This is a genomic window from Aeromonas sp. 5HA1 (assembly GCF_029237245.1).
GTDB classification, from domain to species: Bacteria; Pseudomonadota; Gammaproteobacteria; order Enterobacterales; family Aeromonadaceae; genus Aeromonas; species Aeromonas salmonicida.
In genome coordinates this window covers 132,499-145,932 of the sequence record NZ_JAACFW010000001.1, presented here as the reverse complement: position 1 = coordinate 145,932, position 13,434 = coordinate 132,499, and the positions used below count along the sequence as shown (strand labels likewise).

Genomic DNA, 13,434 nt, shown 5'->3' with positions numbered 1-13,434 from the left:
GGCAACCGGGTTATGGAGATAAGAAGAATGAAATTGGTAAAGATGTCTATCGCAGCCGTGGTTACTGCGCTGTTGGCCGGTTGTTCCGGTAGCATGGTGGTCCCCATGCAGGATCACGCATCCATTCTGAGCAATGCCGAACAGGCCAAGCAGGCACTCTCACAGGCGACCAGTTGCTGCAATGCTTTCAACGACTTCAATTATGTGGCCTTGCCAGAAGGCGATACCCTGCTGGCCCTCGACGGCAAGCAACCCAGTTTTCAGTTTGACGAGGGGATGAGCTACTTTGCGGCTTATCGCCTGCCAGCCAACACAGGCAACCTGGCCATCAAGGTCGCATCTCAGGTAAGCAAAACGGTACTGGTGCCGCAAGTGATTATGCTGGATGCCCAGTTCAAGGTGACACGGGTGCTGGGTGAGTCAGTGTTCAGCTACCAGCCAGCCCACCTGCTGAATAACGATCGGATTGAAGGCAATATCTTTGTCGATCGCAGCATGCCGGGCAACCCGGCTGCCGAAACCTATATGATTGTCTATGCCCCGGCCAGCGAGCTGGCGGGCAGTACCACCATATTGCACCCGGCCAAAGCCTTCGCCCGTGCCAACCAAACGGTTGAGCCAGCAGTGCCGGATCCCGTGATCCCGCATTCACCATGGGGGCTGGTACAGATCGAGGTGGTCGATATGGCCAAGGGGCAGGGCCTTGAGGCTGTGTTCAAACCCGAGTACGCAGACAAGGTTGCGATGAGCCAGGCCGCGCCAGCAACTGCCGCAGTGGCTTCCAGTGCGGTGACGGCAACTGCGGTTGCTGCCAAACCCGTGCCCGCCATGTTGACCGAGACCGAAGCCTTCTATCAGTCCCAGATTGAGAAAGCGGTGAAGGCCGGTGATATCGACAAGGCCATGCAACTGGTCAGTGAGGCCGAGCGTGCCGGTTCAACCAAAGCTAAATCCATTTTTATTGATGCGGTCAAACGTTCGCAAAAAGGCTGAATATTTTCTAGCCTTTAAATTGTAATATTTATTTGAGGCCTCCCTTGTTGGAGGCCTTTTTAATCGGTAGACTAAAATAGAAAAAACAGCAAATGGTTACATTGAGTTACAATGCGTTTCTTTGTGTATTGATTTGATTGGTTAAAATACAATGCGAAACAGCACTTTTCATATTTGTGGCATACAATGAAAGTGCCGAAATATATTCCTGATTAATCTGTAATTCCCCTCGAAATTATCTTGTGATCTCCCCTCCAAAATTTTTATTCCCTTGTGCCTGATGGAAGAAATTTCCGATCTGCTGGGTTATATTCAGCGGGTCAAAATAAACAACCCCAATCGAATTCACGCCAATGAAAGATGATGCTGGTGATCGTCTATCAATTGGACTGAACCGTTTACGGGAAGACAATCCATTCAGGAGCATACACACATGATGAAAAATGCGTTTTCTAATCTGCAAAAGGTTGGTAAATCGCTGATGTTGCCCGTCTCCGTATTGCCAGTCGCAGGTATCCTGCTTGGTGTCGGTGCTGCAAACTTCAGCTGGTTGCCAGAAATTGTTTCCCATTTGATGGAACAGGCCGGTGGCTCGGTATTTGGCCAGATGGCCCTGTTGTTCGCGGTGGGTGTTGCCCTCGGCTTTACCAATAACGACGGTGTATCCGGTCTGTCAGCCATCGTTGGCTACGGCATCATGACCGCCACCCTGTCAGTCATGGCGCCAGTGATGGGTGTTGACAAGATCGACACGGGTGTTCTGGGCGGTATCCTCGCCGGTGGTGTCGCCGCCTGGGCGTTCAACCGTTTCTACAAGATCCAGCTGCCTGAGTACCTGGGCTTCTTCGCTGGCAAACGTGCTGTGCCCATCATCACAGGTTTCGTTTCCATCGGTCTGGGTGTGATCCTGTCCGTGATTTGGCCGCCAGTTGGCTCTGCCATCGGTGCCTTCTCTGACTGGGCTGCCAACCAGAACCCGGTACTGGCCTTCGGTATCTACGGTGTGGTTGAGCGCTCCCTGATCCCGTTTGGTCTGCACCACATCTGGAACGTGCCTTTCTTCTATCAGGCGGGTACCTGTGTCAACGGTGCCGGTGAAACCGTCCACGGTATCATGACTTGCTTCCTGACCGCTGATGACGCTTCCCGCGCTGCCGGTAACGGCTTCGGTCAACTGGCTGGTGGTTACCTGTTCAAGATGTTCGGTCTGCCTGCTGCTGCGTTTGCCATTGCTCACGCTGCCAAGCCGGAAAACCGCGCCAAGATTGTTGGTATCATGGCCTCCGCTGCCCTGACCTCTTTTCTGACCGGTATCACCGAGCCGATTGAATTCTCCTTCCTGTTCATCGCTCCGGTACTGTACGCCATCCACGCCGTACTGGCTGGTCTGGCTTATGTGCTGACCAACATGCTGGGCGTTGTACATGGCCATACCTTCTCCAACGGCTTCATCGACTTCGTGGTTCAATCACCCCGTGCCGACAACATGCTGCTGCTGGTAGGCCTGGGTCTGGTTTACGCTGGTATCTACTACGTGGTCTTCAGCTTCGTTATCCGTGCCATGAACCTGAAAACCCCGGGTCGTGAAGACGAGACAGCTGAAGAGACTGTCAGCCAAAGCAAGGACGGCATGTCTGAAGCTCTGGTTACTGCCTTCGGTGGTAAAGAGAACATTGCCTCTCTGGATGCCTGCATCACCCGCCTGCGTGTTGGCGTGAAAGATGTGGCCAAGGTTGACCAGGCTGGTCTGAAGAAACTGGGTGCTGCCGGTGTGGTAGTCTCTGGCTCCGGCGTTCAAGCCATCTTCGGTACCAAGTCCGACAACCTGAAAACCGACATGGATATCTGGATGAAGAGCAACTAATCCTGTTGCCTGGATTTCAGAGTTCCGAAAAGGGAGGCGCAAGCCTCCCTTTTTTCTGGCCGCTTTTTGACCTGGTAAAGAGCCTGGATAAGGAATATTCAGGTATCTTGGCTTGCTGTATCGAAAAGTGCCTCAAGGGAGAAGTGCGCAGGCGTTAGGTGCCAACACCTGATACCAGCGTCATGAGCCAATTGTGTCGCATTCAAGCCAAACAACAAGGGCGCCAGATGGGCGCCCTTGTTGTTGCTGGTGCTGGCTTACAGTTTTTCCAGATCCCGCTCTATTTCGCTGATCTTGTTCTGCACCACTTTTTCCAGATGGCGCAGGTCACGCAGTATCTTCTGTTTGATATCCGGGTCTGCCTGGATATGTACGCCCTGAGTCAGGTTGTCCAGCTCATCCACCACGTACTTGAGATTGGCGTTGATCTCGGTGACATCCTTGTACTCATGAGTACCCGAGTCGACCAGCATGGTCTTGCGCTGGCGAGGGTATTTGAATTTGACACTCTTGGCGAAGAACTCGCCCTTCTGCTTCTTGAAGTAGATCTTGAGGATGTCGTGATTGGCCTCCTGGCGCAGGGTATAGCTGTCCACTGAGGTGGGTTCCTGGATCCCCAGGCTCTTCAGATTCTCGTACATCGGGCTTCCTCGGTTTGAAACGATCCTGACCAATCTATCTTAACCGAGTCGATGTGGCTTGCCTGTGACAGGGGCGCCAAAATCAAAAGGGCGCCATCAGGCGCCCTTGTTCTCAATGGTGAGAGGCATTACTCGTCAATGGAACGCAGCAGGGCATTGATGCCGACCTTTGCACGGGTCTTGGCATCTACCTTCTTGACGATGACGGCGGCGTAGAGACTGTACTTGCCACACTTGGAGGGCAGGGAGCCAGAAACGACCACTGAACCCGCCGGCACGCGGCCGTAGTGAATTTCGCCGGTTTCGCGATCATAGATGCGGGTGGACTGGCCGATGAAGACGCCCATGGAGATGACGGAACCTTCCTCGACGATAACCCCTTCAACCACTTCGGAGCGGGCACCGATGAAGCAGTTGTCTTCGATGATGGTCGGGTTGGCCTGCAACGGCTCCAGCACGCCGCCGATGCCGACGCCGCCTGAGAGGTGTACGTTCTTGCCGATCTGGGCGCAGGAGCCCACTGTGGCCCAGGTATCGACCATGGTGCCTTCATCAACAAAGGCGCCTATGTTGACGTAGGAAGGCATCAGCACTGTATTGGGCGCGATGAAGGAGCCTTTGCGAGCCGTCGCAGGAGGCACCACACGCACCCCCGCTTCCTTGAACTGCTCGGCGGTGTAGTCGGAGAACTTGAGAGGAACCTTGTCGTAGTACTGGGCATCGTCGCCCTTGATGATGCCGTTGTCATTGATGCGGAAGTAGAGCAGCACCGCCTTCTTCAACCACTGGTGTACCACCCACTCGCCGGCAATCTTCTCGGCGACACGGGCCTTGCCGGCGTCCAGCAGGTCTATGGTCTGCAGGATGGCGGACTTGGTGGCGGCGTCGACGGAGCCGGGAGTGATGGAATCACGGCGCTCGAAGGCCGCTTCGATGATCTGTTGCAACTCGGTCATGACAGGTTTCCTTTAAAAAATTCGGTTTGTTGTATCACACTTTTCCAATTGTTTTTAAGGGCTCAAGCCGATTTCTTCAGGAGAATGGCGATTTATTATACTCATGTGGCCCAACCACTTGTTCTATTTGAAGAATCAGGATGAGGAAAGGCGCCTTGTGAGGCCTGTCAACGGCTCGCCGTCAGGGGCTTCATCCGCCGATTCCTGCGGGTTGAGCTGGCTTACCAGTCGATCCTCCAGCGCCAGCTGTTCGGCCTGGTTCAGCGGCTCCCCCGCCAGTGTGGTGAGGCTGAAAAAGTCCTCCACTCGCTCGCCTATGGTGGTGATCTTGGCCGCGTGCAGGGAGAGGCCACACTGCTGGAACACGGCGCCGATACGAGCCAGCAGGCCAGGGGTATCCAGTGCCGTCAGCTCCAGCAGGGTGTGACGGGTTTCGCCCTTGTGGGGCAGAAACACCACCCGGGTCGGCACGCTGAACTGACGGTGGCGCCGCGACAGCGGCTTGTTGCGCAGCACCAGCTTACCCGGTTCCTGCAGGGCCTTCTCCAGTGCCTTTCTGATGGTGGCGGTGCGGTTGGGGCTGATGGGCTCGCCGCTGGGCTCCAGCACCACGAAGGTATCCAGCACATAGTCGCTGCGGGAATTCATGATCTGGGCATCATGGATGTTGAGGTTTTTCTGATCCAGTGCCGAGGCCACGGTGGCAAACAGATTCGGTGTGTCGCGGCAGTAGATAAATACCTCGCTGCCACCACGGGTCGGGTGCTTGCCGATGATCACCAGTGGCGCCGGGTTGTCGCCGTGCTCGATGATCTTGCGGCAATGCCAGGCGATCTGCTCAGGGGTGTGGCGCAGGAAGTAGTCGGCCTTGAAGTCGCTCCACAGCTGGTTGATGGCCTCTTCCGGCACGTCCCGCTGGGCCAGGATCTGCTTGGCCTGGCGCTGGTTCTCACGAATGCGCAGTCGCATGTCGGGCGGGTTTTCCAGCCCCTGGCGCAGGGCTTTCTGGGTAGCGAAATAGAGTTCGCGCAGCAGGGTGCCTTTCCAGTCGTTCCAGAGGGTGTCGTTGGTGGCGCAGATATCGGCCACCGTCAGGCAATAGATAAGGTCGAGGTGCTGCTCGTCGCGCACCTTCTGGGCGAAGTCGGTGACCACGTCCGGGTCGTAGATGTCGCGGCGCTGGGCGGTGACCGACATCAGCAGATGGTGGCGCACCAGCCAGGCCACCAGTCGGCTCTCGTAGCGATCCAGGCCATGCAGCTGGCAGAACTCCAGCGCGTCCACGGCGCCTAGCTCTGAGTGATCCCCGCGGCGCCCCTTGGCGATGTCGTGGAACAAGGCCGCTATGCTGAGCAGTTCCGGCTTGCGCAGCCGGGTAAACACCTCGTGGCAGAGCGGGTGGGTCTGGCGGCTGGCCGGATTGGGAAACTGGTGAATGTTCTTGAGTAGCCGGTGGGTGTGCTCATCGACCGTATAGGCGTGGAACATGTCGAACTGCATCTGGCCGACGATGAGGTTCCACTGGGGCAGGTAGGCCGCCAGTATGCCGTACTTGTGCATCAGGGTGAGGGGCTGGCCGATGCCGTTGGGGTGGCGCAGCAGCGCCATGAAGAGGCGGCGGCAATCGGGCAAATCCTGCAGCCAGCAATTGAGTTTGCGCCTCGCCTCGCGCAGCTGGCGCAAGGTGGCGGAGTGAATGCCGGCAATCTCGGGATGCTGGGCTATCTGGTAGAAGAGCCGCAGTATGGCCGCGGGCTCACGGCCAAACAGCTCTGAGTCCACCGCATCGATGAGGCGGCCACGCAGCTGGAACTCGTCGCAGAGACGACGCACGTCCATGGCGGTGTTGCCGAGGATCGCCTCGTCAAACAGCTGCAGCAGCATCTCGTTGAGCTCGGAGACTCGCCGTACCGTCTGGTAGAAGCGCTTCATCATCTGCTCGACCGGGCTGTTGCCTTCCCCCTCGAACCCCAGCATCTGGGCCACGGTACGCTGGCGGTCGAACAGCAGCCGGTTGTCACCCTTGTTGATGGCCATGTGCAGGGCGAAGCGCACCTTCCACAGGAAGTTCTGACAATCGAGCAGTTCACGGTACTCCGCCCGGTTGAGAAAGCCGTGGCTGGTCATCTCGAACAATGTGGTGGCGCCGAAGTGACGGCGGGCGACCCAGGCCAGGGTCTGAATGTCTCTCAGTCCGCCAGGGTTGCTCTTGAGGTCGGGCTCCAGCTTGTAGGCAGTGCCAAGAAATTGCTGGTGGCGCAGGGCCTGCTCTTCGCGCTTGGCCTGAAAGAACTGCTCGCTCGGCCAGAAGCGCTCGGGACGCGTGGCCAGGGTGAGCTGCTCGAAACCGCCTTTGCGGCCTGTGATGAAACGGGCCTCTATGAGGTTGGTGGCGACCGTGATGTCGGCGCGGCCCTGCTCGATGCACTCGGCCACGTTGCGTACCGCCTGACCCACCTCCAGCTTGAGATCCCACAGCAGGGTAATGAACTCACCGATGCGCAGCCCCAGCACCTCGTCCAGCTCCTCCCCTTCATAGAGGATGAGCAGGTCGATGTCGGAGTGGGGATGCAACTCGCCGCGGCCATAGCCGCCGACGGCTATCAGGCTGAGATCTGTCTTGTCGAAGCCAAATTTTTGCCACAGTCGGGTCAGCAGCGCATCCATGTATTCGGAACGGGTCGCAACCAGTTCTATGATGTTGTCGCCGGCATCGAAACGGGCGTGCAACCAGCCGAGAAAGCGGCCCAGATACTCTTTGCAGTTCTCGCGGGTGAGCTGATCGTCGGGTAACAGATGGGGGGAAAGCAGGCTGGCATCCATGGCATCTCACGCTCTTGTCGCACGCATACACAGCGGCTGATAAAAACAAACCCCGGTGCCATCTCGCTTCGGCGCCGGGGTTTTTGATGTTAACTGTGTTTGATATAGCGGTCGATAGTGTCATCGGGGCGCAGGGTAAGCACCTCGCAGCCATCGTCGGTCACCAGCAGTGTGTGTTCCCACTGGGCGGAATCGCCGCCATCCTTGGTGGTCACTGTCCAGCCATCTTTCGGGTTGATGCGGCAGTGATACTTCTTGCTGTTGACCATGGGCTCTATGGTGAAGCACATGCCCGCTTTGAGCTCCAGCTTGCCGCCATTGCGGTAGTGCAGGATTTGCGGCTCCTCGTGGAATTCGCTGCCGATGCCGTGGCCACAGTAGTCACGCACCACGGAGAAACCGGCCTTCTCGACGATGGGCTGGATCAGGGCGCCTATCTCTGTGATGCACATGCCTGGGCGCACCTGCTTGATGGCAGCGTAGAGGCTCTCCTGGGCGACCTTGCACAGCTGGCGACGCAGCGGTGTGGTCTCACCCACGATGAACATGGCGGAGGTATCGCCGTGGTAGCCATCCTTGATGACTGTGATGTCCAGGTTGATGATGTCCCCTTCGCGCAATTTCTTGTGGTTGGGGATGCCATGGCAAATCACGTCGTTCACCGAGGTGCAGATGGACTTGGGGAAGCCGTGGTAGTTGAGCGGAGCCGGAATAGCCTGCTGCACGTCGACAATATAGTCGTGGCACAGGGTGTTCAGCTCATCTGTGGTGACGCCTGCCTTGACGTGGGGGGCTATCATGATCAGCACATCGGCGGCCAGCTGGCCGGCAACGCGCATCTTTTCAATCTCTTCCGGTGTCTTGATTTTAATGGACATGGGATCTCTCTTGGGGCCTGACTGCGCATCCTGTCGATGCCCAACAATCAGGTAATGAAAAATAGATGCGTTTGCAATCAGGCCAAAATTTTATCCCCAACCCCCGTTTACTTCCAGTGTGATTGTCATCACAACGTCAAATCCTCTGGTCAGCATTGCGCGCAGGGATCCATTTTTAGCACTGTGGTCGGTGGTGTCCTGAGCAAAGGTATGGTATAAAGCGCGCCGGAATGGGGAACTTGCGTCCACCATTTCATCACCCTTAATCAATAACACACACACATCGACACCTGTACCGGGGTGCCCCTTTGGGGTCGGTTACATGGGATGTGTGGAGGCCTAACCCCAATACAGAGGTATATAATGGCTAAAGTTTCTATGCGCGACATGCTGCAAGCCGGCGTTCACTTCGGTCACCAGACTCGTTACTGGAACCCGAAAATGAAGTCCTACATCTTCGGTGCCCGCAGCAAGGTTCACATCATCAACTTGGAAAAAACCGTTCCGATGTTTGACGATGCCATGAACTTCATCAGCTCCGTAGCTGCCAAGAAAGGCAAGGTACTGTTCGTAGGTACCAAGCGTGCCGCGTCTGAAGCCGTAAAAGATGCCGCCGGTCGTTGTGACCAGTTCTATGTCAACCACCGCTGGTTGGGTGGCATGCTGACCAACTGGAAAACCGTTCGTCAGTCCATCAAGCGTCTGAAAGATCTGGAAACCCAGAGCCAGGACGGTACCTTCGAAAAGCTGACCAAGAAAGAGGCGCTGATGCGTACTCGCGAAATGGACAAGCTCGAGAAGAGCCTGGGTGGTATCAAGAACATGGGCGGCCTGCCTGACGTGCTGTTCGTTGTCGATGCCGACCACGAGCACATTGCTATCAAAGAAGCCAACAACCTGGGTATCCCGGTAGTTTCCATCGTTGATACCAACTCCAACCCGGACGGCGTTGATTACGTCATCCCGGGTAACGACGATGCTATCCGTGCCGTACAGCTGTACCTGAATGCTGCTGCTGACACCGTACTGGAAGCTCGCGCTCAGGACATCGTTGTTCAAGCTGAACAAGATGGCTTCGTTGAAGCTGAGTAATTGATAAGGACTGTAAAGCCCTTATTAACCAAGCTGATGTAATTGGTTAGCAGGGGCCCTTGTGGCCCCTGTTTCTTGTCAATTCAAGACCGAGGATACTGGACATGGCTAACGTTACTGCCGCCCTGGTAAAAGAACTGCGCGAGCGCACTGCCGCTGGCATGATGGATTGCAAAAAAGCGCTGGAAGAAGCCGCTGGTGATATCGAGCTGGCAATCGAGAACATGCGTAAATCCGGTCAGGCCAAGGCCGCCAAGAAAGCAGGCCGTATCGCTGCTGAAGGCGTGATCTTTGCTCGTACCGAAGGCAACGTTGCCGTCATGATCGAGCTGAACAGCGAAACCGACTTCGTCGCCAAAGATGCCAGCTTCATGGCAATGGGCCAGAAGATCGCCGATATCGCTGCGACCCAGAAAATTGCTGACGTTGACGCACTGAAAGCGGCTGACTTCGGTAACGGTGAGTCCGTCGAACTGACCATCACCAACCTGATCGCCAAGATCGGTGAGAACATGAACCTGCGTCGCGTGATGCTGGTTGAAGGTGACAACCTGGGCACCTACGTTCACGGTTCCCGCATTGGTGTTATCACCAAGCTGACCGGTGGTACTGCCGAGCTGGCCAAAGATCTGGCCATGCACGTTGCTGCCAACAGCCCGCAGTTCGTCAAGCCTGAAGACGTGTCTGCTGAAGTCGTTGCCAAAGAGCGCGAAATTCAGATCGACATCGCCATCAACTCCGGCAAGCCGAAAGAGATCGCCGAGAAGATGGTTGAAGGCCGCATGAAGAAGTTCACCGGTGAGGTTTCCCTGACTGGTCAGCCGTTCGTGAAGGATCCTTCCATGACCGTTGCCGAGCTGCTGAAGAAAGAAGGCGCTGACGTTGTCTCCTTCACCCGTTTCGAAGTGGGCGAAGGCATCGAGAAGCAAGAGACCGATTTCGCTGCTGAAGTAGCAGCCCAAATCGCGGCCGCTCAGAAGGCCTAATCGAACCGGTTTTTCCGTTTCCCCAGACCGCGACTTATGTCGCGGTCTTTATATGACCAGGAATCAGTGACATGAGTACCAATCCCAAGCCTGCATACAGACGTGTTCTTCTGAAGTTGAGTGGTGAAGCCCTGCAAGGATCCGAGGGTTTTGGCATTGATCCAGCTGTGCTGGAGCGGATGGCCCAAGAGATCAAGGAACTGGTTGAGTTGGGTGTTCAGGTCGGTCTGGTCATCGGTGGCGGCAACTTGTTCCGTGGTGCCGGTCTTGCCAAAGCGGGCATGAACCGCGTGGTGGGCGACCACATGGGTATGTTGGCTACCGTGATGAACGGTCTGGCCATGCGTGATGCCCTGCATCGTGCTTATGTGAATGCCCGTCTGATGTCTGCCATCTCCCTGCAGGGTGTTTGCGATTCCTATAGCTGGGCCGAGGCCATCAGCCAGCTGCGCGCCGGCAAAGTGGTGATTTTCTCTGCCGGTACCGGCAACCCCTTCTTTACCACCGATTCTGCAGCCTGCCTGCGTGGCATCGAGATCGAAGCCGATGTTGTGCTCAAGGCGACCAAGGTCGATGGCGTATTCAACGAGGATCCGGTTAAGAATCCGGACGCCGTGCTGTATCATGAGCTCAGCTACAACGAAGTGCTTGAAAAAGAGCTCAAGGTGATGGATCTTGCAGCCTTTACTCTGGCCCGTGACCACGATCTGCCGATCCGCGTGTTCAACATGAACAAACCGGGTGCATTGCGTCGGGTTATCATGGGTGAGCCGGAAGGCACGCTGATCCACCACATCGGCAAATAAGATAAATATGATAGACACGAGCCGCGTGATGGCTCGTTCGCCAAAAGGAAAACCACTGTGATCAACGAGATTAAAAACGACGCCAAGGACCGTATGGCCAAGAGCGTAGAGTCGCTCAAGACCCAGATGTCCAAGATCCGTACCGGCCGTGCTCACCCGAGCCTGCTCGACGGTATCCAGGTTGAGTATTACGGTGCTGCCACTCCTCTGAAACAGTTGGCCAACGTGGTGGCAGAAGATGCCCGCACCCTGTCCATCTCCATTTTTGACCGTTCCATGATCCAGGCGGTAGAAAAGGCCATCCTGACCTCCGATCTGGGCCTGAATCCGTCCAGCAACGGTCAGACCCTGCGTGTGCCCCTGCCGCCGCTGACCGAAGAGCGTCGCCGCGATCTGACCAAGATCGTCCGTGCTGAAGCGGAAGGTGCCCGTGTGGCCGTGCGCAACATCCGTCGTGATGCCAACGCCGATCTGAAAGCACTGCTCAAAGACAAAGAAATCTCCGAAGACGATGACCGTCGTGCCCAGGAAGAGATCCAGAAACTCACCGATTCCTTCATCAAGCTGGTGGATGACGCCCTGGCCGCGAAGGAAAAGGAGCTAATGGAAATCTAAGCCTCTGACAGGTATATTACGAGCGCCGTGTAGTGCCCCTGCACGGCGCTTTTGTCTTTGTGGGAGAAATGAATGTCGCTTTTGGCAGCGTTAGGTGATTGTGCCAATTCGTCCTTGCCTCGTCATGTAGCCATCATCATGGATGGCAACGGGCGCTGGGCTCAGAACCGTGGCAAGATGCGGGTCTATGGCCACAAGGCGGGCGTGAAGTCTGTTCGTGAGGCGGTGACGTTTGCCGCGCGCGCCAAGATAGAGGCGTTGACCCTGTTTGCGTTCTCCAGTGAGAACTGGCGGCGTCCGGAAGGGGAGGTCAGTGCCCTGATGGAACTCTTCATGACAGTGCTGGGCCGCGAGGTCAAGCAACTGCACAGCAACGGGATCCGGCTCAAGGTGATCGGCGATACCGCCCGTTTCAGCGAGCGCTTGCAGGCCAGGATCGCCAAGGCCGAGGCGTTGACTGCAGACAACAAGGGGCTGACCCTCAACATTGCTGCCAATTACGGTGGTCAGTGGGATATCGCCCAGGCGGCCCGCAAGCTGGCCCGAGCCGTGGCGGCAGGCGAGCTGGATGCCGATGCCATCGATGAGTCCCTGCTGGCCGAGCAGGTCTGCATGGCTGATTTACCACCTGTGGATCTGCTGATCCGGACCGGCGGCGATCATCGCATCAGCAATTTTGTGTTATGGCAGCTCGCCTATGCCGAGCTCTATTTTACCCCGGTATTGTGGCCCGATTTCAACGAGGCCGAGTTCAGTGAGGCCGTTGCCTCTTTCGTTGCCCGCGAGCGTCGCTTCGGGTGTACGGGTGAACAGATACGGGAATTGATCGCCGAGCATCAGACCGGCTAAATCCCCTCCCAAGAGAGAGGTTTCTTTTGCTAAAACAACGAATTATTACCGCATTACTGCTTGTTCCCCTGGTGTTGGGAGCGCTATTTTTCCTGCCGTTGAAGTTCTTTGCCCTGTTGGCAGCTCTGGTGTTTCTGTTGGCCAGCCGCGAGTGGAGTGGCTTCGTCTCTGCCCAGCCGCAGCAATGGTTGCCGCTGGTGTTCTGTCTGTTGCTCGGTGCCAGCCTGTTCTGGCTGCCGGTCGATCAGCTCTGGACCCCCCATCTGCATCCGCTGGTAATGGGCGTGCTCTGGACCGCCGTCAGCTGGTGGCTGCTGGGGCTGCTGCTGGTATTGCGCTATCCCCGGAGCGCCAGGCTGTGGAAAGAGTCCATCTGGCTCAAATCCCTGTTTGGTCTGGTGACCCTGGTGCCCTTCTTCTGGTCCCTGGTGGCCATTCGTGGTTACAACTTCTATCACGACCCCATGATGGGGGCCTGGATCCTGTTGTTCGTCATGGGGCTGGTCTGGGCGGCAGATTCTGGCGCGTATTTTTTCGGCAAGGCCTTTGGCAAACACAAGCTGGCGCCGGCCGTCAGCCCGGGTAAAACCATCGAAGGCATGTGCGGTGGTCTCTTTACTGCCAGCCTGCTGGCGGTCGGTGTGACCTGGTTCATGGGCTTTGTACCCGCCAAGATGGCGATAGTGCTGTTCTGCTCCTTGCTGGCCGTGCTGGCTTCCGTGCTCGGCGATCTCACCGAGAGCATGTTCAAGCGGGAGGCAGGCATCAAGGATTCTGGCACTCTATTGCCCGGTCATGGTGGTATCCTCGACCGGATCGACAGCCTGACCGCGGCCCTGCCAGTCTTCCTGCTCAGTTATCTGTTACTCAGTCAGGAGTTCTGATGCACATCTTGCTGATGGTTTTGAGCGCTTCCGGCTCCATTGGTTTG

General features: G+C 56.6%; 12 protein-coding genes. 8 read left to right on the top strand and 4 right to left on the bottom strand.

Annotation, left to right across the window (positions count from 1 at the left end):
• The first annotated feature begins 27 nt into the window (after nucleotides 1–27).
• Together GWQ27_RS00595 and ptsG are read left to right on the top strand one after the other, a co-directional pair.
• Nucleotides 28–993 (top strand): MalM family protein, encoded by a 966-nt coding sequence (locus tag GWQ27_RS00595; RefSeq protein WP_275906422.1) that lies wholly within the window; start codon nucleotides 28–30, stop codon nucleotides 991–993.
• Between the two features lie 433 nt (nucleotides 994–1,426).
• The gene (gene ptsG, locus GWQ27_RS00590; RefSeq protein ID WP_005312062.1) at nucleotides 1,427–2,857 is read left to right on the top strand and encodes a PTS glucose transporter subunit IIBC; all 1,431 of its coding nucleotides are present in this window, start codon (nucleotides 1,427–1,429) and stop codon (nucleotides 2,855–2,857) included.
• 257 nt (nucleotides 2,858–3,114) lie between these two features.
• Here the strand turns inward: ptsG and GWQ27_RS00585 are convergent, their stop codons facing one another.
• The 4 genes from GWQ27_RS00585 to map form a co-directional block, all read right to left on the bottom strand.
• Nucleotides 3,115–3,498, bottom strand: coding sequence for a DUF3461 family protein (locus GWQ27_RS00585; RefSeq protein ID WP_005312064.1), 384 nt, complete (start codon nucleotides 3,496–3,498; stop codon nucleotides 3,115–3,117).
• A 128-nt stretch (nucleotides 3,499–3,626) separates the two neighbouring features.
• Nucleotides 3,627–4,454, bottom strand: coding sequence for a 2,3,4,5-tetrahydropyridine-2,6-dicarboxylate N-succinyltransferase (dapD, locus tag GWQ27_RS00580; RefSeq protein ID WP_005312067.1), 828 nt, complete (start codon nucleotides 4,452–4,454; stop codon nucleotides 3,627–3,629).
• Nucleotides 4,455–4,589: 135 nt separating this feature from the next.
• Nucleotides 4,590–7,277, bottom strand: a complete 2,688-nt coding sequence (gene glnD / locus GWQ27_RS00575) for a bifunctional uridylyltransferase/uridylyl-removing protein GlnD (protein WP_275906421.1) — start codon at nucleotides 7,275–7,277, stop codon at nucleotides 4,590–4,592.
• 89 nt (nucleotides 7,278–7,366) lie between these two features.
• On the bottom strand, nucleotides 7,367–8,155 hold the full coding sequence (map, locus tag GWQ27_RS00570) for a type I methionyl aminopeptidase (RefSeq protein ID WP_275906420.1): 789 nt from the start codon (nucleotides 8,153–8,155) through the stop codon (nucleotides 7,367–7,369).
• A gap of 363 nt (nucleotides 8,156–8,518) precedes the next feature.
• Between map and rpsB the strand changes: the two genes are divergently transcribed.
• The 6 genes from rpsB to GWQ27_RS00540 all read left to right on the top strand — a co-directional run bounded on the left by rpsB (nucleotide 8,519) and on the right by GWQ27_RS00540 (nucleotide 13,387).
• The gene (gene rpsB / locus GWQ27_RS00565) at nucleotides 8,519–9,247 is read left to right on the top strand and encodes a 30S ribosomal protein S2 (protein ID WP_005312073.1); all 729 of its coding nucleotides are present in this window, start codon (nucleotides 8,519–8,521) and stop codon (nucleotides 9,245–9,247) included.
• Between the two features lie 104 nt (nucleotides 9,248–9,351).
• Entirely contained in the window at nucleotides 9,352–10,233 is an 882-nt protein-coding gene (tsf, locus tag GWQ27_RS00560) for a translation elongation factor Ts (protein ID WP_021139738.1), read from the top strand.
• 71 nt (nucleotides 10,234–10,304) lie between these two features.
• A complete protein-coding gene (pyrH, locus tag GWQ27_RS00555) occupies nucleotides 10,305–11,039 on the top strand; it encodes a UMP kinase (protein WP_005312076.1) in 735 nt (244 codons plus the stop codon).
• A gap of 57 nt (nucleotides 11,040–11,096) precedes the next feature.
• Nucleotides 11,097–11,654, top strand: a complete 558-nt coding sequence (frr, locus tag GWQ27_RS00550) for a ribosome recycling factor (RefSeq protein WP_005312078.1) — start codon at nucleotides 11,097–11,099, stop codon at nucleotides 11,652–11,654.
• A 72-nt stretch (nucleotides 11,655–11,726) separates the two neighbouring features.
• The gene (uppS, locus tag GWQ27_RS00545) at nucleotides 11,727–12,503 is read left to right on the top strand and encodes a polyprenyl diphosphate synthase (RefSeq protein WP_005312081.1); all 777 of its coding nucleotides are present in this window, start codon (nucleotides 11,727–11,729) and stop codon (nucleotides 12,501–12,503) included.
• 26 nt (nucleotides 12,504–12,529) lie between these two features.
• Nucleotides 12,530–13,387 (top strand): phosphatidate cytidylyltransferase, encoded by an 858-nt coding sequence (locus tag GWQ27_RS00540; protein ID WP_059112121.1) that lies wholly within the window; start codon nucleotides 12,530–12,532, stop codon nucleotides 13,385–13,387.
• The last annotated feature ends 47 nt before the right edge of the window (nucleotides 13,388–13,434 follow it).